This is a genomic window from Pseudomonas sp. TH43, from assembly GCF_016650635.1.
Lineage (GTDB): Bacteria > Pseudomonadota > Gammaproteobacteria > Pseudomonadales > Pseudomonadaceae > Aquipseudomonas.
In genome coordinates this window covers 311,115-335,797 of sequence record NZ_JAEKFI010000002.1, presented here as the reverse complement: position 1 = coordinate 335,797, position 24,683 = coordinate 311,115, and the positions used below count along the sequence as shown (strand labels likewise).

Below are 24,683 nucleotides of genomic sequence, written 5' to 3'. Positions count from 1 at the left end.
CTGGGAGGGATTGGCCGATGAGGCACCAAACCAAAAATCTCGAAGCCAATCTCAGCACCGATTAACGAACCCACCTTCGTAAACTTTCTCTTTGGTGGTGGAATCGCGTGCCGAGTTGAACAGCATGCCCTGCAAACCGAGTTTTCTATATTACTTCCAGTTGTTGGGAAGTCGCCAATGGATGAGTTCATCTGCCAGGCGGCGCATCTCACGAGCGGCATGTGAGCGCGGTGCGAAATCTACGAATGCGCTGAAATACCCGTATTCCTGTCCCGGGGGAGGGGCGTCCTCCAGCATCTCGATGGCGATCCGGTAAGCCCCGGTCAGCTCAGTGTGCAGAGGAGGAAACTCCAGTGAGTCGACCAGCTCGAGCACGCGCTCGCGGCGCCGGCAGGTCGAGTATTTCGAGTCGACGATGTCTTGATATTGTTCATCACTCAGCTTCACAAAATCGCCAACAAATTCTTCGAGCTCACTGCTGACGCCTCCAACATCACAGTTTGTCAGCAAGCCGAAGTAGCTTGGTGTTGTCTCGCGGCATTTGATGTTCTTCAGGGCAGAGACGAATCTCCCAGCGCTGCGCACAGCCATCGAACAATTGGTGTCCACGACCACGGCAACCAGATTTGCAAATCGCCGTACCAGTTCGAGCTCAGCGTTCACATCAAGCAACACGTAATCATGACGCGCGATCAGTTCGCTGAGTTTTTGCGTAGCTCGCTGTTTTCGTTCCAGTGATTCTAATTCATCGGCATGAACAAACTGGTACTTCGCTTGTTCGTTTGGGGGCAAAGCCGCCAGTTGATCGCGAATCCGCTTGCGACGCTGCTTCACCGCCGATGGGAATGTGATGAGGTCGCGCTCATCAAAGAACCCAACTCGACTTGCCCAACTGTCTGTGGATGGTTGTTCGCCATCTTCGCATGCATAACGGTGGTTATAGTCATTGGTCACGACTGCCACCCGAAAGCCCAGCTCAGCGAGTGCGACTGCGAGGTTCACAGTGATGGATGTCTTTCCAACACCCCCTTTGTAGGAAGCGATAGCTAGCGCTAGCCCACGTGGTTTTACATCAATCTCAATACTCAGTTTTCGTAGGTTGATCCCTGAGCGAGCTAGGAAGCTCCACAGTGCAGCAGGGGAAGGTAAGCGTGAGGTTACGTTGCCGCTATCGGTTTCCCAGGATCTCCAGGTTCTCTCGGCAACGTTGGCCCACATCGCGGCAAGATTGACGCTGACACCGACAGCCTCGCGGAGCTCTTTCGAATGCTTTCGTAGTTGGTTGTCCATGATCGCCCTCCAAATTCGTTAGTTTCTGAAGACTAACCAAATCCGAGATGGCGAAAAATTATGAGCAGAGTGCCGGGCTTTTTCGCTAGGAGCACTGTTCCGCGATAGGCCTAGGCGTAAGGTCGGATGAATAGTTCTCCAGTGGATTCCATACCTTCGCGACTTAAGACAACCGAAAGGTTGCTGGTAATGCGAGACGCGTTTGACGTCGGAGTCGAACAGCGGCGAACTTGGCACTGCGGGCCAGTGTGACAGCTAAATTTGCAAGGCCTCCACCAGGAGGTAGTCCTTCGGGTTCATTAGATCATTGTAGAGAGTCTGAGTAATGTTTATACCGGACGCCATTATTGAGATCTGACCCCTTTGTTAGCGATGAAAGCCCTGGGTCAGACGTGATAAAGGATCGTTTTCCGGATACGTGAATTCGCGGAATGATCTACTGCCTGATTTGTGTGGAAAAAACATATCAACTTCGCTGGGCCAGCTACGCTTTAGCGTGAATTCGCAAGACAGGGATCGTCATCACGTGAAGCGACTACTTCTTTTGAGCGGCCCGATTGCCGGTGGCAAAACGTCAGTTTCTGCCTCGCTACAGGAACGCCATGGGTTTGTTCCCATTAGCAGTGGCTCTTTTCTGCGGGCTCAGCTGGCTGCCCAGAATGAGCCAATTGATCGTCGTAACCTCCAAGAGCTCGGCGACTCTCTCGATAGAGCTACTGACTTTTCCTGGCTCATAGAGTCTGTCGCAAGTCCGGCCATCGAAGCTCGACCAGATGCTCATAACTGGTTGCTGGATGCAGTCCGCAAACCCCAGCAAGTAGCGTTATTCAGGCTCCATTTTGGAGATGTAGTGAGGCACGTGCACATCGTCGCGCCAGAGTCTGTTCTGGAACAACGGTGCGCTGCGCGTGGTTTAAGTCATCTCGAAGACTACCAAGCAAGCGTACTACACCCGAACGAGCAAAGTGCCCGTTCGTTGGCAGGTTTTGCGGACAAAGTTCTGGACACCAAACAGTATACACCCTTGGAAATCGCAGATCAGATCATGAATATCTGGGAGAAGTAGCACATGGAAACTCGGCAGATTGTGGTGATTAGCGGCAAAACCTGTAGCGGCAAGAGTGGATTGGCCAATCTGTTGGAAAAGGAATTTGGTTTTGCCGTGGTCAGCAATCGCCGGCTCATTGATGACCCACAGTGGCGTCTCCGGATGGAACAACCAGAGATGCTTGATCGGCGGCGCGAACTCGATGATGCCGACTTCGACCAGTGGATGCTTCTTGAGACCCATGCTATGTGCAAGAAGGAAAAGGCTGGCCGACCGTTAGTGGTTGATCACTTAACTACACTCGAACAGGTACTGAAGTTTCGACAGGCGTTCGGAGCCAACCTTGTGCATGTTCACCTCTACGCGAGCGACCCGACACTGCACGAGCGTTATGCAACTCGAGTCAAGGGCGATTCCGATCCATCGCCGTATGACGAGGTTAATAAACTCAGGGATCAGTCGGAAATTCAGGCTCTTAAAGATGATGCTGACGTCCGGATCTACACCGAACGTTCCGACTCAAATGACACGCTCGTGCGTGTCGCTGCCCGCTTGCATCTGTACACACCACCAGAAATTAGGTGTGTAGATGTGCTCATTGGCGGGCAGTACGGAAGCGAGGGTAAAGGCAACATCGTCGCCTATCTGGCGCGTGAGTACGATGTGATGGTTCGAGTTGGTGGGCCTAACGCCGGACACACCGTTGCCAGTTCGGCTGGGCCTTATACATACCATCATCTGCCTTCGGGGTCGCGAGATGTGACAGCGCGACTGCTTTTAGGGCCCGGCATGACCATTCATTTACCTGGGCTTTTGAAAGAGATCGATGACTGTGGCATCGGCCCAGAGCGCTTATTCATTGATCCACAAGCAACCATCATTGAAGAAGCTGACCGCGACGCAGAACAAGTGCATCTGGTCTCGACGATCGCCTCGACCGGCAGTGGAAGCGGTGCTGCAGCTGCACGGCGCATTTTGAGTCGGGGCAAGACGACGATCAGGTTGGCTAAGGACGTAGATGAGCTGCGACCTTATGTGGGCACTCTGGGAAACTATCGTGGCTCTACATCAGACCGACTGGAGGAGGCTTACCGCAGTGGTCAATCCATCCTACTGGAAGGTACCCAGGGCAGTGGTTTGAGCATTTTCCATGGGGACTATCCGTACGTGACCTCTCGGGATACCAACGTTGCAGGATGTCTCGCTGAGGCAGGGATATCCCCCAGCAGAGTTCGAAAGATCCTGATGGTAATTCGCCCCATGCCTATCCGTGTTGGCGACCCCGATGGCAGCGAGGGCCATATCTCGGGAAGGCTCAAACATCCGACGACTTTTGATGAAATTGCACAATTTGCAGATCTTGAGGCAGACGCTTTAAACGACGCCGAGAAAACGTCTACAACAAACCGTAACCGTAAGGTCGGCTGGTTCGAGTGGGATCAATTTCGAAAAGCATGCGCCCTCAACGCACCGACGGACATCGTGCTGACCTTTGCGGATTACCTCAAGGCTACAAACCGTAACGCTCGTCGATTCGAACAGCTGCATTCAGATACGATCAAATTCGTGGAGGAGCTTGAACGCGTATCTCAGGCGCCCGTTTCGCTAATCAACACACGGTTTACCCGTGACCCAGACCCCAGTGATTTGCGATCGCTGATTGATCGACGCAACTGGACTGCACGTTCTGACAGGAGATAAATGGTGGATCTTGAAAAGATGATCGAGCTTTATCCCCGGGTTTACCACATGGCCGAACGCGGCGCTTGGGATAGTATTCGAGCGCGCGGACTGATGAGTGCCACAGCCGTACTGGATCACCTCGCAGTAGGAGGTGGCGACCGAGCTCATTACGAGAGCGAACATCGAGGGGAGAAGATGGATGTGAGAGCTGGAGACCCGTCCCACATCGTGCTCCGTGATCAGAAACCCATGCCTGAGGGGCGCTTGATCAGGGCCCTCACCGATGGGACAACGCCACGTCAGTGGTATGAATTGATCAACAGCAAAGTTTTCTTCTGGGCTGAGGAAAAGCGTCTTCATGGTCTGCTTGGCGCTCGTGATTATCGCAGGCTCGAGCACGATGTCCTGACTCTAGATTCGGCGACGTTCATACCCGCATATGCAGAGGCCATTTGGCTGTGCCATATGAACTCGGGCAATACTTGGCCCATACCGCATCGTCGCGGTACAGACATCTTCCGTAGAATTCCAGATTATCCTGTTAAGCGTTCAGGAAAACCGGATAAAACCGTAGTCGAACTGGTTGTCGATTACGCTGTGCCCGACATTGCTAATTTTGTGGTGGAGGTTCGACGGATGAAGGGCAGCGAAGTGTTAGGTGTCATCGGTTAGCGTCATGCATCGGAGGCACCATGCCGCGACGCCGTTTAGCTTCTCGCATTTTATTAGTCAGCCATGCTCGGAGACTGCTGCTGTTCAAGATCTCTTACAAGGCAGGTGCGCGGGCAGGTATGAGCTACTGGGCTACGCCCGGTGGGCAGCTAAGGGATGACGAGTCATTTGAAGCCGCCGCTATGCGTGAGCTTGAAGAGGAGACTGGGGTCGTAGTCAAATCCATTGGACGCTGCATCGCTCGGAAGGAGTTTCCTTGGCAAATGCCGGACGGAGGTTATGTACTTGCGGTGGAGCATTATTATGCGGTGCATGTGGGGGCAGAGCATTGTTCGACGACAAGCTGGAGCCTTCGGGAACGCGACGCCATTTGTGATATTAAATGGTGGTCAGAGAGTGAGTTAACGGCTTGCACCGAAGAAATATTGCCATCCGATCTGCGAACTTTGTTCGGCGAGATATTGCTCAGCATGCCTGGTGAATTCGGATGATCAATCCATCAAGAAGCCCATCATTGCTTGAGATGTTACCGCCGCAGATTACCAGTGAACGATTCGTTCGGCCTATTGCGCATGTGATGGGCAACCGCACATTCGGGCCCCAAGGCCTAGCTCGTCACTAGCCTAGCTTTTCCTTAACGATCCACGCCACGTTCCTCGCATGGTCGATACCTCGATGATGAGTGCCGTACCTCCCGGATCTAGAAGGGGTAGCTTCACCCAGCATACGGCGTAGAGGGCAAGCGTTCACTTGTTGCCAGGGTCTGATCGGCTTACGATCAAGCGTAAGTCAGGAGGAGTTTCGAGTATGGATAACTATCAGAATCCAAAGCCAGGAAAGACATATATCAGTCCCGCGCTTCCCTCCTTTGGTGATAAATCGCGGCTTATCCGGATCGCGTCCAAAGTGTTGCCATCGGTAGACGGCTATGAGTACGGTCGTGAGCGTGACGAAGCTGTGCTCCGGCACAAACCGGAAGCGGCAACCTATATATCGGCAAAGTTCCTCGAGGACACTCGAAGGATTCAGGTTCTGACGGTTCAAAAATTCAGTTCGGAAACCGGGCAGCCTTACGGCAGTGGTTTCTCGTTTGTCGGAGAGGAGATTGGCAGGTTCTGTGAGTTTCTTGCCAATATCCAAGCGGTCGCATTTGAAGGCGGCAGCCAAATCAATATTTCCGATTCAGAGCTGAGACGAATCGCTCTGACGTCTCTCCAAGCAAAACAACTAGTCACGGAAAACGAAGATCTGATTGCCGAGGTCGTGAAAAACTCACTAACAAAGCAGGACGTAGTCGCAATCGGATACCGAAAAAAGCAGCTCGAAGTCTTTAAGTCCCTATTGGAGGATGAAGGCTACTTCCAAACAATACAATCAAGGAAAGGCTGTACACCGGAAGCCCTATGGCAAAAATTCTTTGAAAAAAATCCGTGGATATTTGGCTATGGCCTTAGCTACATATATGCGTCCGGCCTCGATGGGAAGAAGCTAGAGCAAGCGGTCAGAGGTAATGACGTTGCTCAGCCAGGGAAGAGAGTGGATGCGCTTCTGAAAACAAAGGCTTGGGCCTCTAGCCTCTGTTTTGTCGAAATCAAAACTCACAAGACGCGCCTGTTGAAAAACAAGAGTTATCGTGAAGGTTGCTGGGCACCCTCGGATGAGCTTGCAGGCGCGGTCGCTCAAGTGCAGGGAACTGTGGCCCTCGCAGCAGAAACTTTGAAGGAATCAGTACGGTTGACTGACGACAATGGATATCCCACCGCTGAAGAGGTTTTCAACTATTCCCCTAGAGCATTTGTGGTGGTTGGTTCCCTAGAGCAGTTTGTTGGCGAGCACGGGGTCAATCGGGAGCATCTCAGGAGCTTCGAATTATTTCGCAGAAATACAATCCAACCCGAGATAGTGACTTACGATGAGCTTTTTGAACGAGCAAAACACATCATCGCAGCGAATGAAGCTTAGTGTTCGCATGTAAGGCATGCTCAACATAACTCAGCTGTGCTGAGATCATGCCGTTGAAGGAGGCATCCCTTCTTCGGGCTCCCGAGCCCGGCTCATGCTTCAGGCGAGCATCTCTTTCACTATGGAAGCAACATTTCTCGCATCATCTATCCCTCGGTGGTAGGTACCGTGCCAGACCAAGCCCATGGCCTCTACCGTTTGCTTAAGTGATTTCGGCCGATTGCCATGCAAACCGGCATGCCATTTCTTGGAACCTCAGCTCTTCGCGAAAGACGGGGAGGCGGGGACTAATTTGAGCGCGGATATAACGCTGGATTTCATCGACGATCTCCAGCGGATCGACTATCAGAAGTCCATGTCAATCATTCAACGACCCCGGTTGCTACCCCATTTTCATGTCAGTTTGTTTTGCCCAAGCTAACGCTGTCGATGCATGGGTATTGGGCAGCACGCAGCCCCTGCACTGTTTCGTCGGGCCCATTATTCGGGCACACACCCATACGAGGATGGCGAGGTATGTACGCTGATGAGGAAAGGTGGTCGTGGTGCTCCGTCATTGGCTGTAGCTGCTCGCTGGAGAAACCAATCTTATAGTCTTTTGGATGATGTTCAGGTCGAGGGGTTTGGGAGGTCAAGAATGTCTCAATATTTGCGGCTTTAACTGACTGATTAACGATGTAGTTATTCGAGTGCCCGTAGTGATTTCGGTAGACTCTCAGAAGCAAGAAAGGCCAGTTATAAATCGTTTCTTGTAGCTCCCCCAGATCAAAGACTTTGCAGTGGCCATTTTCGTAAAGCTCAGCGCAAATTGTTTGAAGAAACTCGACTGTCAGCGATTGCAAAGGAGGGAAGTCAACATCGTCGTTATGTATCTCAGCTGACTGTGCCACGTCATGGTAGCTGGAATATCCAAGACAATGTGAGAGGATTTCCTGTGCCTCGGAAAGACGAAGCGGCCTGGTACCTAACCAGTCTCGTTTGAGACGTTTTGCCAGTCGAGTGAAACCGCCATTTTCAAGATCTTGAGGAAAAATAGGAACTCGCATATTCATTCTCGATATGTCTACGCGGTGTCGGCTGCCCGCAGTGACTGATGTCGAATGCATGCAAAAAAGGAGGGTGCTACTGCCTGTGCGTTAGCTATGCGCGCCGACCGCTCGATCCAGGAAATCGATACAGTTGACGATGGTAGCAGAGGTATAGGGTTGGACTCAATATATTTAAGGCTTGTGACGGGGGCACCAACACTTGCCCCCTGTCTTCCGCCCCGCGATCATTGTTTAAACCGCCATCGCGTATCCCTTATCGGCGCCAAGTGGAACAGTATGTCCTTGCAAGCCGAGTTTTCTAAATCACGCCAGTTATTGCGAGGTCGCCAATAGATAAGTTCAAATGCTAGGTACTCTCTCGCGGCATTTTAAGTTTTAAAGATATGCCAACCTGTGTTCACTCGAGCCAAATGGTGAGTTCTATGATCACGGCTTGAACAGTTATATTGTCGCTGCCGGCGACTTGGTCGGCCAGTGGAGACGGAGCTGGATATCTCAATCTCTTAAGTAAGCCCTAGTTTTCCACAGTTCTAGGTGATCACTAACAGATACTGATCAAGGCCTACCGCCAAGATGCTCATTCTAGACCGCAGATCTATAGCCCCTCAAACGCAATTGCGGCTGTATCGCCAACGACTTCATCTTGGGTTTTGCTGTTTATTTGATTTTCAACGGCTAGATAGAGGTAATTACGATTCTTTTCTTTTGATTTTTAGCATCGGCTTCATGAGTTGAGCTTTTGTCATTCCGTGAAGTAAATAAGCGTTATGTATGAACAGTTGTGCTACCTCCGCCATCGCGTTCAATTCCGCTTTGAGTAGCTCATTCTCTTTTTTGATGCGGAAGATTGTATCAATAGCGGCGTTCATGCTTTTCGGGATGGGAAAAGAGTCGAGGGCTCTAGCTGGTGTGCGAACTTCCTTTTTCTTTGCTTTGTACGCATTAATTATCACGGCTTTATTGGCTAGGGCCTGACGAGTGGGGACGAAATCTAGCTCTAATTTTGAAGCCAAGCATATTGCATCCCATGTTAGTTTTTCAGTCTTGGGCCAGCTTCTAATAATATCGGCAATGGCTACGAGCTTTTTTTGTGTAATTGCGACAGACATGTTAGTCCTCGGATAAAAGCTTTATGCAATCTAATACGTCTACATGATAATTTGCAGTGGTATGCACTTGCAGCTGGGTTTTTTTTGAAGCGCTTTCAACAGGGTTTGTGGCGTTTAGGATTCGATCCTCATGAGTAAAATTGCTACCTAAGATTCTGACCGGAGTTCCGTTGGGGATTTCATCTTTATACAGAATTTGAACAAGCAAATCTAAACGCTCGAGATTATGTTTATGGGCTTCATACCACCGATTGGCTACCTTTTCGCCATTGTTAATTTTCTGTTCTGCAACTATGAAGTTTTCGTATACGCGATTACGTTCTTGGATAATGGCATCGTTCGAGCGTTTGTGCCCTTTGCAGATCAGAAGTTCGTTGCAATTTAGGCAATCGGCATGTTTAGTGCACGGCGACACAGTCCACGGGTGGAGGCAAATGCCGTACCGAGTAGTGATTAGAGGCCCCTTGTCTCTTAAGTTGTAATCAGCCTTGGTGACTGGAGGTAGCGTTTGTGTTGTGGTTTTCGTTTTTAAGTCAGATATTTTTTCAGCTTTTCGTCCGGAGGAGAGATGCATATATGTGCGTGTTTGAGCGTTTGAAGCCCTTGTGCTCCAACGTGTTATTGCCTCCATGGGAATGCCCGCTTCTTGCGCCATTGTGTTTAAAAAATGGCGCATTTCATGAGATCTAATTTTAATATTAGGATATCCGTGTTTCAAGAAAATGCTCATGCTGACGTTGTTGGTTGATCGCTCTTGTACTGCGCCATTAACACGTAATGAATAACTGCTAAGCTTGTACGGAGTAAGAAAGATTGGGCTCGTCCGTTGATGCGACGAGAGTTGTCGATAACGAAGACATACTAGAGCATTGGACATTTTTATTCGGGTGCCATTATTCTTAGTGGCGGGTATTTGATAAGGGAAATTTGGATTCAGTTTTCTATGTCGTACTAAAACTACTTCTTTCCATAATTTGTTCAATGTCCATGCTGATAATGTATGGTTGCCCGTGATGCTATTTATTAAACAACTTGCCGTTTTGGGGGTGCCATATCCTAGCGCTTGAGCAACTTGCAAGGGTGTTAATAACTCGTCGTCACCTACCATGGGGCAATGGGAGTGTCGATAAAACTTATCAGATGTCTCATAATGCTTGGCTAGTAGTCTGCCTTCTTCGGTTATCGTTTTTAGACGTTTGATTGCTTCTTCGGTATTGTCGGAAATGACGCCGGGTACTTCTTTTGTTACGTACACTCCTGTTTTAGGTGACCAGTAATTTAAGTAACCTTGCTTGGTGTCATACTTATCTGGGGTATTCTTAAAAACTGATACAGTAAAGCGTCCTAGCTCTGAAATCCTAAGAGGGGCAGAAAGAAGTACGCATGTTACACTTGAAATGAAAACATCTTCATCGTCTTGTTCTGATGAATATCCGTTTGAAAAAATTTCCGCTAGGGCCAAAAGTCCCTCATCATCAGGCAGTTTTTCAATGCGATTTTTTTCGGATAGATGTTTATTTTTGGAGTAGGCTGAATTGGCGCCGGTGTAAGGGTGTTTCCAGTTGCAAGTTTCGGCAACGCTTAAGTTTAAGGTTGAGATGTCTTGTGCTATCTTTTGCAGGCAAGCCCCAATTCCATCGGTATCCTTAAAAACAAATTTCTGAATAGAGATGCACGCAGCCGTGAAATGACGCGCCTCTACGCGAGTGATGTCCGCACACCCCAAGTCCTCAATGAGCGAATGTTCTAAAAGTCTCATTGCTGTCATGCCTCTTCGGAAGACTTTTGTTTCTTTTTGGTTCTGTGTGTACCGCAAATATGCTTTAGCAAATTCTACGAATGGAAAAGACATTTTTTCAGTGTCTTTGATTGCATTATGAGGGCTGTTATAAGTTCCTTGGATGTTGCAGAATCTTACAGGATGGTGATGCGTTGGCCATTTTGTGCTATCCCAATCAAAGCCATGAAGGTTGCTCCAGAGTTTTATTTCGTGTTTCGCTTTTCTGATGAATTCGTAAAGATTCTCAGAGGCTTTATCGTCTTTTTTTGGTTGTGATAGGGATAGGGTAAATGGCATGTTTACTCACTCAGTGACTATATATTTTTTGTTGGTTAAAGACTTTTGGCATTTTTACAATGGTTAATCACATTGAGGACAGCCTGTATGTCGCGATCTAGTTGCAATGGAGTCAGGAGCCTTCTTCCAGAACCTGGTAAAGGGGTCATATTCTCCTCATTTTGACGTTCCAAAAGCCTTTGAAGAACTTCTTCATGAGGGCCGTCAATCCAAGGCTCAAATTTTGTGCATCGGTAGCAAGGTATAGGTACTGACGCGGCGCAAAATCCACTGCTACCGCAATTACCAACTGCATAGTCATCATTACCATCTAGTTCAATTAGACTGGACTCGTCGGACGCACGCGTAGCCTCACTTTTATTTCGAATTAAACGTCCGCGAAAAGCCTGTGCAAGCGGGGCCATTATGTTTGATATTCCATCATCAAGGACTCTGGCCCTTTCTGCAGGGTCATCGTAATAAGCATCCAGTGATTTACTGTGCTCATGTCCAAGCCAAAAGCTTAACGTTGCTTTAGATACTCCTGATCTCGCAAGTTGGCGTGCTCTTGTATATCTAAAGCGGTAGGCGTATTCCTCTAGATAGTCATTCGTTCGAGACGACCATACGCGAGTACCGGTAGAGCGCCGTAACACAGTTGACATTCGTTTGGCGCGAGTATGAAGAAAGCGACTTGAACACCGATCTAGTTGGTTGGCATGAACCTCATCTATAATTTGTAGTCTTTTTGTTAGCTGCGATCTAGGATAAAAAAGTGGAAGCTCTCGTTTTAAGTTGTAGGGCAGAGGGCCCAAATTTTTTTCAAATTCATTGATAGACTCATCAGCTAATCGCTGGCACATTTGCCACAAATGATCACCAATTGGGTGGATTTCAAACTTAGACAATCTGAATCCTTCAGAGTCTTGATCTTTTGCGCCCGGAAATTCTATATATCGCTCGGTTTCGGATTGTTGTCTAAGGTCTTTTATTTTTAGGTGGGCTAATTGAATAGGTCGGCGACCATATTGAGCGCATAAAAGTGACGCCGTTGTATTCCATAGACTATTGATGCCTGATTCATAATCAAACCATATTGTGTCAATAATAGAATGATATTCTTCGTCAGTTAGCCAGCCCTCTGACTCATCGTCAGACCTCACATTGCTCCCCGATGGACGAGGCGGTTTGATGGTCGCGCAGGACTGCAAAGCTATAATTGATTTTTTGCTGATCGTACCGGGTGATAAATTATTCCAATATAAAATAAAGGTTTTCATTTTGTTGAAGTGCGTCAAGTTTTTGCGCCTGCAATAGTCGTGAAAATCAAGAAGAGAATCAGAAGAGAAAATATTCGTTTTGCTGAATCGGCAGTATTGCGAAACTATCTGAATTATGTCCACGATAGTGATGTCGGCATACACATTCAGTCGGCATATCTCATCAAAAGCAGCGGTAATTTTTAAAAAAAGAATAGGAGGGAACGTGCTCTTGATATCTCTTATATTTACTGATCCTGTGCCATATATATAAGCACTATTCTCTCGCCATTCAATTAGCTGGAGGTGATCTGCTCGGCGATGTATAGTATCGAATCGACGGAGTAGCGATTGGTCACTGTTATCTGTCGTGACAGGGTTAAGTTGTTGCGATTTTTTGTAATCCGCTGCGCTTCGTGTCATTTGCGATCTTCCTTCCAATTACCATAGCGTCTTCTTGAATTTTTCTGAGATTATAACGAGCGCTTTGTGCAGAATTGTCAGCCCAGCCCATACAATACTCGCGCGTGGCTCGCTCTTTTTCCTCGGCGTATCCCAATTTTTCAGCTTCTAGGCTAAACAGATAATTCCAATGGTGTCTGAGTAAATGAGGATGCATTCCTCTTAAGTTTTTGTTTTTTACTTTTAATCTTGCAATAGAATTTTCGAATGCTGAATACTGAACGGCCTTGCCCTGTCTTCGCCCACGAATATGATTCACAAAGATAAAATCTTCTGAGGCGAACCCGACATTAGGTATATGCTGGCGCACGCTATCTAGGTAGTAGGTTATCTTGTTGCTTAGATCTTCGCTTATTGCAAGTGTTCGTTCTAGTGTCTTAGGGGTTGGTTGATCGACTCTGTCATCATTGGGGCTATCATGGCTCCGTATGACTGATAAAGATGGTTCATTTCCACCTGTTCCATTGTCGAATGATGATAATTGTAGACTAAGTAATTCGCCTAGGCGCATTCCTGTCTCGTATAAAATCTGTAGGCAAATTATATTTCGGAAGTGAATTTCTGAAACTGCGTTTTTTTTGATGGAGAATAGCGAGTTCGTAAATATTAATTTTAATTCGGTTTCTATTCTTTCGACTAATTTTTTTGCAACGATTTTTCGTGATGCGGCTGCGGAAGAACCTTTTTTTCGCTTCTGCCGGAGGATCTCGGTTTCCATGAGAGAGATTAAATCTTTTGTAGAGTCTGATAGATAGACGCCGCAAATTACATATGCAAGCCAATGTAAGTATTTGGCTGCGACCAATATGGCTTCATTGATCTTTGAATTGCAAATAGTATCTCCATTTTTCGAATTTTTTTTTAACGCCAGATAATTTACTAACGATCTGCATTCCGCCTTAGTGAGAAAGTGAAGGCGTTCGAATCTAGTATCTATGACTATTTGCATGCCTCGAGACCATTCAATTATTTTTTTTATGACATACATACGTGTTTTTTGGGTTTTGTGTTTGATGCCATTGCGTAGCTCAAGCGCGCAATATAGTGTTGGATGAAAAAGAGGGAATCCAGGGAAGTCTGTGTCGTAGATTTGAGTGAAACGCTCCCCATTTTTGGCGATAAAGCTTTTTACTTTGAGCGACATGTTTGAGTCTTCAAGAAAAGTTAATAATTTTTGCCATGTCGAAAAGCTTTGTGCAAGTTTTTTATTCTGATTTTTTTTGGTGTTTTTTTCTTTATTTTTCTTTGCATGAGTGTTATTTGGTGCTGACAATATATATATAAAGTCTCGGTGTTTTTGGAGTGTCAATATGTAGCGAGTGTTTTGTTTTTTGGGGCTGTCAATATATGGCTACGGTTCAGGATTCTGGGCTGTCAATATATGGCTACGTTTCCAGTTTTTGGAGTGTCAATATGTGGCTAAAGTTGTTGCGTTTTCTGTGTGGCAATCTCTTGCCAATCATCGAGCTGAAGGCTTTCGCTGGAATGGATTTTCGGCATATTCGGTGATTTTTATCGGGTATGAGGTCAGGTTGACGAGGCAGCACTCAGAGTATGTCTGCTTCGCTTCGATTAGTATTCAGGCGAGCTGATACTTCCGGATCGTGTCCTATGGCAATTCAGAAGAGCGTTTACATTAGTGCGGAGTGAAAGAGTGACAACTTTTGTATTTACACTTTTTGGTGCTAGCTAAGTCACCGATTTCAACTTCATGTGTTAATATCGTAGGCCTTCGCAGGGTGATGAGAGATGAGGATTTAACAAAGAATGGCTCAGAGGATGGTTGTACTCGATACCGAAACCACCGGCATGCCGGTGACCGATGGTCACCGGATTATCGAAATCGGCTGTGTTGAACTGATCGGTCGGCGCCTGACGGGCCGGCATTTTCACGTTTACCTGCAACCGGATCGCGAGAGTGATGAAGGCGCCATCGGCGTTCACGGCATCACCAACGAATTTCTGGTGGGCAAGCCGCGCTTCAACGAAGTTGCCGATGAGTTCTTCGAATTCATCAAAGGCGCACAGCTGATCATCCACAACGCGGCGTTCGACGTTGGCTTCATCAACAACGAATTCGCCTTGATGGGCCAGCACGATCGCGCTGATATCACTCAGCACTGCTCGATCCTCGACACCCTGATGATGGCCCGGGAACGTCACCCGGGGCAGCGCAACAGCCTCGATGCGTTGTGCAAGCGTTACGGCGTCGATAACTCCGGTCGTGAACTCCACGGCGCCTTGCTCGACTCGGAGATTCTCGCCGACGTTTACCTGACCATGACCGGTGGCCAGACCAGCCTGTCGCTGGCCGGCAACGCATCGGACGGTAATGGCTCGGGCGAGGGCGCGGACAACTCGGCGACCGAGATTCGCCGATTACCGGCTGATCGGCAGCCGGCGCGGATCATTCGCGCGACTGAGGATGAGCTGGCGGCGCATCTGGTGCGGTTGGAGATTATTGCCAAGTCTGCCGGTGGGCCGGCGATGTGGACGCAGATTGCCGAGGCTGACGCGCAGGCTTGAAGATCAAAAGATCGCAGCCTCCGGCAGCTCCTACAGGGGATCACATTCCAATGTAGGAGCTGCCGAAGGCTCGGGCCGCGATCGGACGATCTTTTGCTTTTGGCGGCATGAAGCCAAGTGGCCACCCTCGCCACTTTCGCTACAACCCTCTACCCTGAGTGCATTGGCGGATTCAACCCCGCCGCCTCAGGACACTGAGCCCCATGTACAAAGATTTGAAGTTTCCGGTGTTGATCGTCCATCGTGACATCAAGGCCGATACGGTCGCCGGCGACCGTATCCGTGGCATCGCCCGGGAGTTGGAGCAGGAAAGTTTCAGTATCGTTTCGGCCACCGACTACACCGAAGGTCGGTTGGTGGCGTCGACCCATCATGGCCTCGCGTGCATGCTGATCGCCGCCGAGGACGCCAGCACCCACTCGCATCTGTTGCAGAACATGGCCGAACTGATCGGCCTGGCGCGTGTGCGTGCGCCGGATCTGCCGATCTTTGCCCTGGGCGAGCAAGTCACCCTGGAAAACGCTCCGGCCGATGCCATGGCCGAACTCAATCAGTTGCGCGGCATTCTCTATCTGTTCGAAGACACCGTGCCGTTTCTCGCCCGGCAAGTGGCGCGAGCGGCGCGCAAATATCTGGACGGTTTGCTGCCGCCGTTTTTCAAGGCGCTGGTGCAGCACACTGCCGATTCCAATTATTCCTGGCACACCCCCGGTCACGGCGGCGGTGTGGCGTATCACAAAAGTCCGGTAGGGCAGGCGTTTCACCAGTTCTTCGGCGAAAACACGCTGCGCTCGGATTTGTCGGTCTCGGTGCCGGAGTTGGGTTCGTTGCTCGATCACACCGGGCCGCTTGCCGAAGCTGAAGCGCGTGCTGCGCGCAATTTCGGCGCCGATCACACCTTTTTCGTGATCAATGGCACCTCGACCGCCAACAAGATTGTCTGGCACTCGATGGTCGCCCGCGACGATCTGGTGCTGGTTGATCGCAACTGTCACAAGTCGGTGTTGCACGCGATCATCATGACCGGCGCGATCCCCTTGTACCTGTGTCCCGAACGTAATGAGTTGGGGATCATCGGGCCGATTCCGCTGAGTGAATTCAGCCGCGAATCGATCCAGGCGAAAATCGACGCCAGCCCGCTGACCAAGGGCCGCGCGCCGAAAGTCAAACTTGCCGTGGTCACCAACTCGACCTACGACGGCCTCTGCTACAACGCCGAACTGATCAAGCAAAGCCTCGGCAACAGCGTCGAAGTGCTGCATTTCGACGAGGCCTGGTATGCCTATGCGGCGTTCCATGAATTTTTCGCCGGACGCTACGGCATGGCCACCTCGCGCAGCGAAGACAGTCCGCTGGTGTTCACGACTCATTCCACGCACAAGTTGCTCGCCGCGTTCAGTCAGGCGTCGATGATTCATGTGCAGGACGGCGGTGCACGGCAACTGGACCGTGATCGTTTCAATGAAGCGTTCATGATGCACATCTCCACGTCGCCGCAGTACAGCATCATCGCTTCACTGGATGTGGCGTCGGCGATGATGGAAGGCCCGGCCGGGCGTTCGCTGTTGCAGGAAACTTTCGACGAAGCGCTGAGCTTCCGTCGGGCACTGGCCAATCTGCGCCAGCACATTGCTGCCGATGATTGGTGGTTTTCGATCTGGCAGCCGCCCGGTGTGGAAGGCATCGACCGCGTGCAAACCAAGGACTGGCTGCTGCAACCCGATGCGGATTGGCACGGTTTCGGCGAGGTCAGTGACGACTACGTGCTGCTCGACCCCATCAAGGTCACGCTGGTGATGCCGGGGCTGAATGCCGGTGGGGCGTTGAGCGAGAAGGGCATTCCGGCGGCGGTGGTCAGCAAGTTCCTTTGGGAGCGCGGGCTGGTGGTGGAGAAAACCGGGCTGTATTCGTTTCTGGTGCTGTTCTCCATGGGCATCACCAAAGGCAAATGGAGCACGTTGCTCACCGAGTTGCTTGAGTTCAAGCGCAGCTATGATGCCAACGTGCGCCTTGAGACCTGCCTGCCCTGCGTGTCGCAACAAGACACTGCGCGTTATCGCGGCATGGGCCTGCGTGACCTGTGCGATCAGTTGCACGCCTGTTACCGCAGCAATGCCACCGCCAAGCACCTCAAACGCATGTACACCGTACTCCCGGAAATCGCCATGAAACCGGCTCATGCTTACGATCACTTGGTGCGCGGCGAAGTCGAGGCAGTGCCAATCGATGAACTGGAAGGCAGAATCGCCGCCGTGATGCTGGTGCCGTATCCGCCGGGGATCCCTTTGATCATGCCCGGTGAACGCTTTACCGAATCGACCCGCTCGATCATTGATTACCTGAAATTTGCTCGCACGTTCGATAGCAGCTTCCCCGGTTTTGTCGCGGATGTGCATGGATTGCAGCACGAAGATGAAGGCAATGGACGGCAGTACACCGTCGATTGCGTCAAGGAATGAGGACTTTTCCCAGTATGCAACCGGTCATGAATCCGAAATATCCAGGGCTGTCGGTGCGGGTCGCCGACGAAGGCTTTGCGCCTTATATCTGGGGCAGCGACTTCAGTTTCGAGGTCGCCGCTTACGGCAATGCGGTGATTGGCAAGCCTGTCGAGCAGTGGCCGGTAACGCCGATCGTGCCTTACCGCAAGTGCTACGGCATTGATCCCGAGGAGTTCAGCGCCTTTCACAAGGCGACGGACAGCGCGATTTTCATGGCCTACCTTGACGATGAGCCGGTCGGCCATCTGGTGATCAGCACCAACTGGAACGGCTTCGCCCATATCGATGAGCTGGCGGTACACGCGCCAGCGCGCCGTCATGGGGTGGCCAAGGCGTTGCTGGATGTCGCGCAGTTCTGGAGCCGCAAGAAAAAGCTGCCGGGGATCATGCTGGAAACCCAGAACAATAACCTCGGTGCCTGTCGGTTGTACGAGCGTTGCGGTTATGTGATTGGCGGCATCGATCAATTGCGCTATCGCGGCATCGACCCGAACACCGCTGAGGTGGCGCTGTTCTGGTATCGATTGTTCGATAATCCGCTGGAAAACCCGCTCAGTTCGACAGCATCGCCTCGGCTTGTTCCGTGATGATCGCCAATAACGTCTGAATCGCCGCTGAGGGCGCTGCGTGCTTGAAGGTCAGGGCATAGAGGCTGATCGGCACCGCTGGCGACAGCGGGCACACGTCCAGGCCGGCGGGGCGGGCGCCCAGCGCTGTGAACGGATCGACGATGGCCAGACCTTCGCCGGCCTCGACCATGCTGCGCATCATCTGATGGGTTTGTACGCGGGTCTGGATACTCGGTGCCGGGCGTAAGGCCTGGAGTTTGTTTTCCAGTGCCGGGCTCAGCAGGTCCTGACCTTCGAGACCGACCATCGCCTGGCCGGCGAGATCCTGCAGCGAAATGTATTTCTGCTTCGGTTGCAGCCAGCCGTGAGGCGCGAGCAATTGCAGTTTGCCTTGCGCCAGTGGCTGGCAATGAATGTCGGGATGTTCGGGGTCGTGCAGGCTCAAGCCGAGATCGCTTTCACGCAGCAACAGGCTGCGGACGATGTCGCGGGTGGCAGCGTTTAACAGGCTGCAGGGCGCATCGGGCAGTCGACGACGCAGAAGGGCGACGCTATGCGGCAACAGTTGTTGAGTGAGCGGCGGGGTGCCGATGATGCGCAAGGGCGGGGCGAGGTATTGCTTGAGGCTGCTGGCCAGCCGTTGCACCGGCTCCAGCGCTGCGTAGACGTGGGCGATTTCAACCTGCAACGCCCGCGCTTCGGGCGTCGATTGCAGGCGCCCGCGAACACTGGCGAAGAGCATGAACCCCAACTGACTCTCGGCTTCACGCAAACGCTCTTCGACCTCGGCCACCGGCAACTGCAACCATTCGGCGGCGGTGCCCAGGTGACCGGTCTGCAAGAGCGCCTGAATCACTTCGATATGGCGTAAACGCATGCGTGAAGTCCATGTTCAGCAGGTGGGATCAGTGGCTGAATCCTACCCCAAGTCTGCGCATATGACTTCTGCTCATAACAGTGGGTTATTGAGCAACAGGAAGTTCTACTTCACGGGTCAGAATAACGCCCGACTGAACGAGCTTGAATTCAAGTCCGTCGAGTTTCTCCACGCGATCGCCAATGGCCAGTTTGTAGGTGGTGACGGGCTCCGAGCCGGTAAAACCGTCTGCCGACGGAGTGGATTCCTGGAACTCATGCACGGAATAAACGCGGCCTTCCGCATCTCTTGCATGGAACTGACCGACGAGTACTGCTGCCATCTGCTTAGAACCTCTGGAGATAAAACACTTGATTTGCGGCTTGGTAGACCGTCATCAAGCGCCGTAAGTTTTCCTGTCGGAAAAAAATAATCAGGACGCGGGAATTTCCCTCGTCTGCTGGTGGAATCGTCACCGGATCATCTATAACTACAGGCTCCTTCCACGGACAGTCGAGAGTCTTCCATGAGCAATGTCTACAACGTCGCCGTAGTAGTCGGTAGCCTGCGCAAAGCATCGATCAATCGCAAAGTCGCGCTGGCACTGGCTGAGCTGGCGCCGGCGAACCTCAAACTCGAGATTGTCGAAATTGGCGATCTGCCGCTTTATAACGAAGACATCGACGGTGATTCACCGCCGGCAGCCTACAGTACTTTCCGGCAAAAAGTGGGTTCATCCGACGCGGTGCTGTTCGTTACGCCTGAGTACAACCGTTCGGTGCCTGCTCCGCTGAAGAATGCCATCGACGTTGGCTCGCGGCCTTATGGCAAGAGCGTCTGGGGTGGCAAGCCGGGTGCGGTGATCAGCGTGTCGCCGGGCGCCATCGGTGGTTTCGGCGCGAACCAGCATCTGCGGCAGTCCTTTGTGTTTCTCAATGTGCCGTGCATGCAGCAGCCAGAGGCTTATCTGGGTGGGGCGGGGACAGCATTTGATGAATCAGGCAAGTTGAGCGATACGGTGAAACCTTTCCTGCAAAGCTTTATCAATGCTTACGGACAATTCGTCGAGCAACACAAAAAATAAATTGGGCTGATACACCTTGTGGCTAGGGGATTTATCCCTGTTCGGTTGCGTAGCAGTCGTCAACCTGTGATGTCGGTATGGTTATTGATCGCAGGGGGGTCGCTTCGCTACCCGACGGGGATAAATCCCCTCGCCACGGGTAAGATGCGTTTCCCGAAGAACTCTATTGAACAAGGCTGTTGCGGATGCTGGCTGCGTCACTGATTTTCCTGCTGACCATTACCCTTGTCATCTGGCAACCCAAAGGCCTTGGCGTCGGCTGGAGTGCGACCTTTGGCGCGGTGCTGGCATTGATCTTCGGCGTCGTGCACCTGAGCGACATCCCGCTGGTGTGGCAGATCATCTGGAACGCCACCGGCACTTTCGTCGCGTTGATCATCATCAGTCTGTTGCTCGATGAGGCCGGTTTTTTTAACTGGGCGGCCTTGCATGTGGCGCGGTGGGGGCGGGGCAGTGGGCGTAAGCTGTTTGCCTTTATGGTGCTGCTCGGGGCATTGGTTTCGGCGCTGTTCGCTAATGACGGCGCGGCGCTGATCCTCACACCGATCGTGATTTCGATGCTGCTGGCCTTGCGCTTTTCGCCGGCGGCGACCCTGGCGTTCGTCATGGGCGCGGGGTTTATTGCCGACACCGCGAGCCTGCCGCTGGTGGTGTCGAATCTGGTCAATATCGTTTCGGCGGACTTCTTTCACATCGGCTTCAACCGCTATGCGGCGGTGATGGTGCCGGTCAACTTCGTCAGCGTGGCGGCGACGCTGGGGATGTTGCTGTGGTTTTTTCGTCGCGATATTCCGCAATCCTACGATCCTGAACAGCTCGAACACCCCGAGACCGCGATCCACGACAAAGCCACGTTCTATGCCGGTTGGGCGGTGTTGGCGATTTTGCTGATCGGCTGCTTTGCGCTGGAGCCGCTGGGCATTCCGATCAGCGCGATTTCCGCGGTGTGCGCCGCGTTGCTATTGGGTATCGCCGCCCTTGGCCACAAGATTTCCACGCGCAAAGTGATGAAAGAGGCGCCGTGGCAGATCGTGGTGTTTTCGCTGGGCATGTATCTGGTGGTCTACGGTCTGCGCAATGCCGGGTTGACCGGGTATCTGGCCGGTTGGCTGGATGTCTTCGCGGGTCATGGTGTGTGGGGGGCGGCAATGGGTACCGGCGTGCTGACCGCGTTGCTGTCGTCGATCATGAACAACTTGCCGACCGTGCTGATCGGTTTGCTGTCGATTGATGCCAGTCAGGCGAGCGGGGTGATCAAGGAGGCGATGATTTACGCCAACGTGATCGGCAGCGACCTGGGGCCGAAGATTACCCCGATTGGCAGCCTGGCGACGCTGCTGTGGCTGCATGTGCTGGAGCGCAAGGGCATCCACATTGGTTGGGGATATTACTTCAGGGTCGGGATTGTGCTGACGGTGCCGGTGTTGTTGGTGACGTTGGCGGCTTTGGCTGTGCGGTTATCCATTTAGACCGAGGTGAAGTCTTCGCGGGCAAGCCTTGCTCCTACAGGGCCTGCGGTGATCCCGTAGGAGCAAGGCTTGCCCGCGAAGGGGCCGGCACAAGCACTACAAAGTCTCAGCCTTGACCGGGAACGTTCGGCCACAGGTCGGACACCAGAAACAAGCGCTCCGCCTCTTCCCATCCCCCCTGCGCATTCTCGGTCAGACGCACCAGCAGTTGCGCTGGCGCCAGCGGCTCAAGATCTTCCAGCCACATGCGCAAATGCTCCAAAGTCCAGGTCTGATCCGCCGGATAGTGCGCCGGTGCCAGCCAGGCATGGCGGGGCAGGGGTTGCCAGCGCCCGGCCGGGCGCTGTGTGACGAATGCTGGCCAATCCTTCTGATGCAACCAACTGCCGCGCAAATGTTGTGGATGCGCACCGAGCGGTGACTCGGCCTGACCGGGCCACGGATACAGCAGATAACCGCCCAGCCACAACTGCGCACTGAACACCTCGATATCCAGCGCCGCCAACACTTCTCGACTTTCCGGGCGCGCCGAGATCGGCAGTTGATGCTCGGCCAGGTGCGCCAGTTTGCGGTCCAGTCGATCATGGCAGCCCGGCCCCAACCACTGCGCCGGATCCTGTCCATCGCCATTCTGTGGGCCGAGATAGAGTTTGATCGCCAGTTCCAGGTGATGCACGCCGTCGCGGTCGCGCAACAGCATGTCAAGTTCGCCCAGGGTGTGGCCCTCGCGGCGAATCGGCAGGTTGGCGGCAATCAGTTCGATCCCCGGCGCGTGCTGAACCGCAAATTGCCACAACCGTTCGTAATACAGACCCAAGCGTCGGGTGCGCGCCTGGGATAACCAGTGCAGCAGGCCATAACTGTCACGGTCGAGCCCACGCAACCAATGCTCCAGTCGCTCGGGATCATTCACCCAGTCGCTGCCCGCCAGCGGATGGCGTTGCGGCCACGGTGTGGTGGCGAGCATCGGTGGGGCAAGGATCACCCACGCCAGATCACGCACTTCGGGATGGCGTAATTGATGGGGCAACTGCAGCAAGTCGGGAAATAGGATCATCTTGCGAGCATAGCCTTAAACACGAGCCCACCCTTGAGGCTGAAAGGATTTTGTCTATCGCAGGCTTTCGCCCATAATCGTGTTTTTCGCGTTTTCGATTGTCCGCAGAGGTCCCATGGAGCAATTTCGTAATATCGGCATCATCGGTCGCCTGGGCAGTTCCCAGGTGCTGGATACCGTCCGCCGACTGAAACGGTTTCTGCTCGACCGTCACCTGCATGTGATTCTCGAAGACACCATCGCTGAAGTCCTGCCCGGCCACGGCCTGCAAACCTCGTCGCGCAAGATGCTCGGCGAAGTCTGCGACATGGTCATCGTCGTCGGCGGTGACGGCAGCCTGCTCGGCGCTGCCCGGGCGCTGGCGCGGCACAACATTCCGGTGCTTGGCATCAACCGTGGCAGCCTCGGTTTTCTCACCGACATTCGCCCCGATGAGCTGGAAGTCAAAGTCGCCGAAGTGCTCGACGGCCACTATCTGGTCGAAAACCGCTTCCTGCTGCAAGCCGAAGTCCGCCGTCACGGCGAGGCCATTGGTCAGGGCGATGCGCTGAATGACGTGGTGCTGCACCCCGGCAAATCGACGCGGATGATCGAGTTCGAGCTGTACATCGATGGCCAGTTCGTCTGCAGCCAGAAGGCCGACGGCCTGATCGTCGCGACGCCGACCGGGTCGACCGCTTATGCGCTGTCTGCCGGCGGGCCGATCATGCATCCCAAGCTCGACGCTATTGTGATTGTGCCGATGTACCCCCATACCTTGTCGGGACGGCCAATTGTGGTCGATGGCAACAGTGAGCTGAAAATCGTCGTGTCCAAAGATATGCAGATCTACCCGCAGGTCTCCTGCGACGGGCAGAACCACTTCACCTGCGCGCCGGGCGACACCATCACTGTCAGCAAAAAAGCGCAGAAGCTGCGGCTGATTCATCCGCTCGACCACAACTACTACGAAGTCTGCCGCACCAAGCTCGGCTGGGGCAGCAAGTTGGGTGGTGGAGGCGACTGATGCTCGATCCCGCGCGCAGTTATGACCTGATTGGTGACGTGCACGGATGCGCCCTGACCCTCGAACACCTGCTTGACCGACTCGGTTATCACAAGCAGGGCGGGGTCTGGCGGCATCCATCGCGCATGGCCGTGTTCGTCGGCGACATCATCGACCGTGGCCCGCGGATTCGCGAGGCGCTGCACATCGTCCACGACATGGTCGAGGCCGGTCAGGCCTTGTGCATCATGGGCAACCACGAATTCAACGCCCTCGGCTGGAGCACCCCGGCGCTTCCCGGCAGCGGCAAGCAGTTCGTCCGAGAACACACGCCGCGCCACGCGCGCCTGCTCCACGAAACCCTGACGCAGTTCGAAGGCCACCCCGGCGACTGGCATGATTTCCAGCGCTGGTTCTACCAACTGCCGCTGTTTGTCGACGCCGGGCGCTTTCGCGTCGTCCACGCCTGTTGGGATGCCGGCCTGATCGAGCCGTTGCGCGCACTGTTCCCCAATGGCTGCATCGACGAACACTTTCTGCAGGCCTCGGCGGTGCCGGACAGCTTCGCCTGCACGGTGTTCGACCGCCTGCTGCGCGGCACCGACATGCGCCTGCCTCATGGCCTGACCATGACCAGCGGCGACGGTCTGGTGCGTTCGTTCTTCCGCACCAAGTTCTGGGAAGACGATCCGAAAACCTATGGCGACATTGTCTTCCAGCCCGATGCCTTGCCGGAGCCAGTGGCGCAGACGCCGCTGACGTCCACGGAAAAGAATTCGTTGCTGCGCTACGGCGTCGATGAGCCGTTGTTGTTCGTCGGCCATTACTGGCGCAACGGCAAACCGGCGCCGATCCGCCCCAACCTTGCGTGTCTGGATTACAGCGCGGTGCTCTACGGCAAACTGGTCGCTTATCGTCTGGATCAGGAAACGCGCCTGGATCCGCATAAATTTGTCTGGGTCGATGTCGAGCGGCCGGAGGTGCTGCAATGATCGCGGCCTGCTCGTTCTGCTATTTCAATTCGCAACTGGCTGTCACAAGGATTC

Annotated in this window: 20 protein-coding genes and 1 pseudogene; 12 read left to right on the top strand and 9 right to left on the bottom strand. The window is 52.7% G+C overall.

Translation table 11 applies throughout. The features are described 5' to 3' along the window. Positions 1-552 precede the first annotated feature (552 nt). A pseudogene (locus JFT81_RS29580) lies at positions 553-1,290 on the bottom strand (AAA family ATPase); the annotation flags it as partial. Positions 1,291-1,816: 526 nt separating this feature from the next. On the opposite strand from JFT81_RS29580, the gene JFT81_RS08325 reads away from it, so the two are divergent. The 5 genes from JFT81_RS08325 to JFT81_RS08305 all read left to right on the top strand — a co-directional run bounded on the left by JFT81_RS08325 (position 1,817) and on the right by JFT81_RS08305 (position 6,655). Then, a complete protein-coding gene (locus JFT81_RS08325) occupies positions 1,817-2,356 on the top strand; it encodes an AAA family ATPase (protein WP_347340483.1) in 540 nt (179 codons plus the stop codon). A gap of 3 nt (positions 2,357-2,359) precedes the next feature. After that, positions 2,360-4,039 carry an adenylosuccinate synthetase gene (locus JFT81_RS08320; protein ID WP_201226897.1) on the top strand — a complete coding sequence of 560 codons (1,680 nt, stop codon included), beginning with the start codon at positions 2,360-2,362 and terminating at the stop codon, positions 4,037-4,039. A 3-nt stretch (positions 4,040-4,042) separates the two neighbouring features. Further along, on the top strand, positions 4,043-4,693 hold the full coding sequence (locus JFT81_RS08315; protein ID WP_201226896.1) for a hypothetical protein: 651 nt from the start codon (positions 4,043-4,045) through the stop codon (positions 4,691-4,693). Positions 4,694-4,713: 20 nt separating this feature from the next. Then, on the top strand, positions 4,714-5,184 hold the full coding sequence (locus JFT81_RS08310) for an NUDIX domain-containing protein (RefSeq protein WP_201226895.1): 471 nt from the start codon (positions 4,714-4,716) through the stop codon (positions 5,182-5,184). 316 nt (positions 5,185-5,500) lie between these two features. Beyond that, a complete protein-coding gene (locus tag JFT81_RS08305; protein WP_201226894.1) occupies positions 5,501-6,655 on the top strand; it encodes a Shedu immune nuclease family protein in 1,155 nt (384 codons plus the stop codon). Between the two features lie 398 nt (positions 6,656-7,053). Here the strand turns inward: JFT81_RS08305 and JFT81_RS08300 are convergent, their stop codons facing one another. The 5 genes from JFT81_RS08300 to JFT81_RS08280 form a co-directional block, all read right to left on the bottom strand. Next, complete coding sequence (locus JFT81_RS08300; protein ID WP_201226893.1) at positions 7,054-7,701, bottom strand: hypothetical protein; 648 nt, start codon at positions 7,699-7,701, stop codon at positions 7,054-7,056. 692 nt (positions 7,702-8,393) lie between these two features. Further along, the gene (locus JFT81_RS08295) at positions 8,394-8,813 is read right to left on the bottom strand and encodes a hypothetical protein (protein ID WP_201226892.1); all 420 of its coding nucleotides are present in this window, start codon (positions 8,811-8,813) and stop codon (positions 8,394-8,396) included. 1 nt (position 8,814) lies between these two features. After that, positions 8,815-10,890: a hypothetical protein gene (locus tag JFT81_RS08290; RefSeq protein ID WP_201226891.1), complete on the bottom strand. Its 2,076-nt coding sequence runs from the start codon at positions 10,888-10,890 to the stop codon at positions 8,815-8,817. Positions 10,891-10,925: 35 nt separating this feature from the next. Next, positions 10,926-12,551, bottom strand: a complete 1,626-nt coding sequence (locus JFT81_RS08285; RefSeq protein WP_201226890.1) for a hypothetical protein — start codon at positions 12,549-12,551, stop codon at positions 10,926-10,928. Then, entirely contained in the window at positions 12,508-13,863 is a 1,356-nt protein-coding gene (locus tag JFT81_RS08280) for a tyrosine-type recombinase/integrase (RefSeq protein ID WP_201226889.1), read from the bottom strand. Before JFT81_RS08280 ends, JFT81_RS08285 begins: the two co-directional genes overlap by 44 nt. A 494-nt stretch (positions 13,864-14,357) precedes the next feature. Here JFT81_RS08280 and dnaQ point away from each other — a divergent pair, with 494 nt between their 5' ends. The 3 genes from dnaQ (at position 14,358) to JFT81_RS08265 (ending at position 18,204) form a co-directional block, all read left to right on the top strand. Next, positions 14,358-15,116 (top strand): DNA polymerase III subunit epsilon, encoded by a 759-nt coding sequence (gene dnaQ, locus JFT81_RS08275; protein ID WP_201226888.1) that lies wholly within the window; start codon positions 14,358-14,360, stop codon positions 15,114-15,116. Positions 15,117-15,319: 203 nt separating this feature from the next. Continuing rightward, complete coding sequence (locus JFT81_RS08270) at positions 15,320-17,575, top strand: Orn/Lys/Arg decarboxylase N-terminal domain-containing protein (RefSeq protein ID WP_201226887.1); 2,256 nt, start codon at positions 15,320-15,322, stop codon at positions 17,573-17,575. Between the two features lie 14 nt (positions 17,576-17,589). Continuing rightward, a complete protein-coding gene (locus JFT81_RS08265; RefSeq protein ID WP_201226886.1) occupies positions 17,590-18,204 on the top strand; it encodes a GNAT family N-acetyltransferase in 615 nt (204 codons plus the stop codon). On the opposite strand, the gene JFT81_RS08260 is transcribed toward JFT81_RS08265, so the two are convergent. Both JFT81_RS08260 and JFT81_RS08255 read right to left on the bottom strand, forming a co-directional pair. Continuing rightward, positions 18,170-19,063, bottom strand: a complete 894-nt coding sequence (locus JFT81_RS08260; protein ID WP_201226885.1) for a LysR family transcriptional regulator — start codon at positions 19,061-19,063, stop codon at positions 18,170-18,172. The genes JFT81_RS08265 and JFT81_RS08260 overlap by 35 nt on opposite strands. A gap of 85 nt (positions 19,064-19,148) precedes the next feature. After that, on the bottom strand, positions 19,149-19,385 hold the full coding sequence (locus JFT81_RS08255; protein WP_201226884.1) for a hypothetical protein: 237 nt from the start codon (positions 19,383-19,385) through the stop codon (positions 19,149-19,151). 183 nt (positions 19,386-19,568) lie between these two features. Here JFT81_RS08255 and JFT81_RS08250 point away from each other — a divergent pair, with 183 nt between their 5' ends. Together JFT81_RS08250 and JFT81_RS08245 are read left to right on the top strand one after the other, a co-directional pair. Next, on the top strand, positions 19,569-20,126 hold the full coding sequence (locus tag JFT81_RS08250) for an NAD(P)H-dependent oxidoreductase (protein ID WP_201226883.1): 558 nt from the start codon (positions 19,569-19,571) through the stop codon (positions 20,124-20,126). A gap of 185 nt (positions 20,127-20,311) precedes the next feature. After that, positions 20,312-21,595: an arsenic transporter gene (locus tag JFT81_RS08245; protein ID WP_201226882.1), complete on the top strand. Its 1,284-nt coding sequence runs from the start codon at positions 20,312-20,314 to the stop codon at positions 21,593-21,595. A gap of 106 nt (positions 21,596-21,701) precedes the next feature. On the opposite strand, the gene JFT81_RS08240 is transcribed toward JFT81_RS08245, so the two are convergent. Next, positions 21,702-22,652, bottom strand: coding sequence for a DUF1853 family protein (locus tag JFT81_RS08240; RefSeq protein ID WP_201226881.1), 951 nt, complete (start codon positions 22,650-22,652; stop codon positions 21,702-21,704). 115 nt (positions 22,653-22,767) lie between these two features. Here JFT81_RS08240 and JFT81_RS08235 point away from each other — a divergent pair, with 115 nt between their 5' ends. Further along, a complete protein-coding gene (locus JFT81_RS08235; protein ID WP_008079605.1) occupies positions 22,768-23,658 on the top strand; it encodes an NAD(+) kinase in 891 nt (296 codons plus the stop codon). Then, positions 23,658-24,629, top strand: coding sequence for a metallophosphoesterase (locus JFT81_RS08230; RefSeq protein WP_201226880.1), 972 nt, complete (start codon positions 23,658-23,660; stop codon positions 24,627-24,629). The genes JFT81_RS08235 and JFT81_RS08230 overlap by 1 nt, the downstream gene beginning before the upstream one ends. Positions 24,630-24,683 lie beyond the last annotated feature (54 nt).

Bases quoted from the DNA above. Each gene is read 5' to 3' on its own strand.
- JFT81_RS08320 (WP_201226897.1), top strand. From the start codon at position 2,360: ATGGAAACTCGGCAGATTGTGGTGATTAGCGGCAAAACCTGTAGCGGC.
- JFT81_RS08310 (WP_201226895.1), top strand. From the start codon at position 4,714: ATGCCGCGACGCCGTTTAGCTTCTCGCATTTTATTAGTCAGCCATGCT.
- JFT81_RS08305 (WP_201226894.1), top strand. From the start codon at position 5,501: ATGGATAACTATCAGAATCCAAAGCCAGGAAAGACATATATCAGTCCC.
- JFT81_RS08300 (WP_201226893.1), bottom strand. From the start codon at position 7,701: ATGCGAGTTCCTATTTTTCCTCAAGATCTTGAAAATGGCGGTTTCACT.
- JFT81_RS08295 (WP_201226892.1), bottom strand. From the start codon at position 8,813: ATGTCTGTCGCAATTACACAAAAAAAGCTCGTAGCCATTGCCGATATT.
- JFT81_RS08290 (WP_201226891.1), bottom strand. From the start codon at position 10,890: ATGCCATTTACCCTATCCCTATCACAACCAAAAAAAGACGATAAAGCC.
- JFT81_RS08285 (WP_201226890.1), bottom strand. From the start codon at position 12,551: ATGACACGAAGCGCAGCGGATTACAAAAAATCGCAACAACTTAACCCT.
- dnaQ (WP_201226888.1), top strand. From the start codon at position 14,358: ATGGCTCAGAGGATGGTTGTACTCGATACCGAAACCACCGGCATGCCG.
- JFT81_RS08270 (WP_201226887.1), top strand. From the start codon at position 15,320: ATGTACAAAGATTTGAAGTTTCCGGTGTTGATCGTCCATCGTGACATC.
- JFT81_RS08265 (WP_201226886.1), top strand. From the start codon at position 17,590: ATGCAACCGGTCATGAATCCGAAATATCCAGGGCTGTCGGTGCGGGTC.
- JFT81_RS08260 (WP_201226885.1), bottom strand. From the start codon at position 19,063: ATGCGTTTACGCCATATCGAAGTGATTCAGGCGCTCTTGCAGACCGGT.
- JFT81_RS08255 (WP_201226884.1), bottom strand. From the start codon at position 19,385: ATGGCAGCAGTACTCGTCGGTCAGTTCCATGCAAGAGATGCGGAAGGC.
- JFT81_RS08250 (WP_201226883.1), top strand. From the start codon at position 19,569: ATGAGCAATGTCTACAACGTCGCCGTAGTAGTCGGTAGCCTGCGCAAA.
- JFT81_RS08245 (WP_201226882.1), top strand. From the start codon at position 20,312: ATGCTGGCTGCGTCACTGATTTTCCTGCTGACCATTACCCTTGTCATC.
- JFT81_RS08240 (WP_201226881.1), bottom strand. From the start codon at position 22,652: ATGATCCTATTTCCCGACTTGCTGCAGTTGCCCCATCAATTACGCCAT.
- JFT81_RS08235 (WP_008079605.1), top strand. From the start codon at position 22,768: ATGGAGCAATTTCGTAATATCGGCATCATCGGTCGCCTGGGCAGTTCC.
- JFT81_RS08230 (WP_201226880.1), top strand. From the start codon at position 23,658: ATGCTCGATCCCGCGCGCAGTTATGACCTGATTGGTGACGTGCACGGA.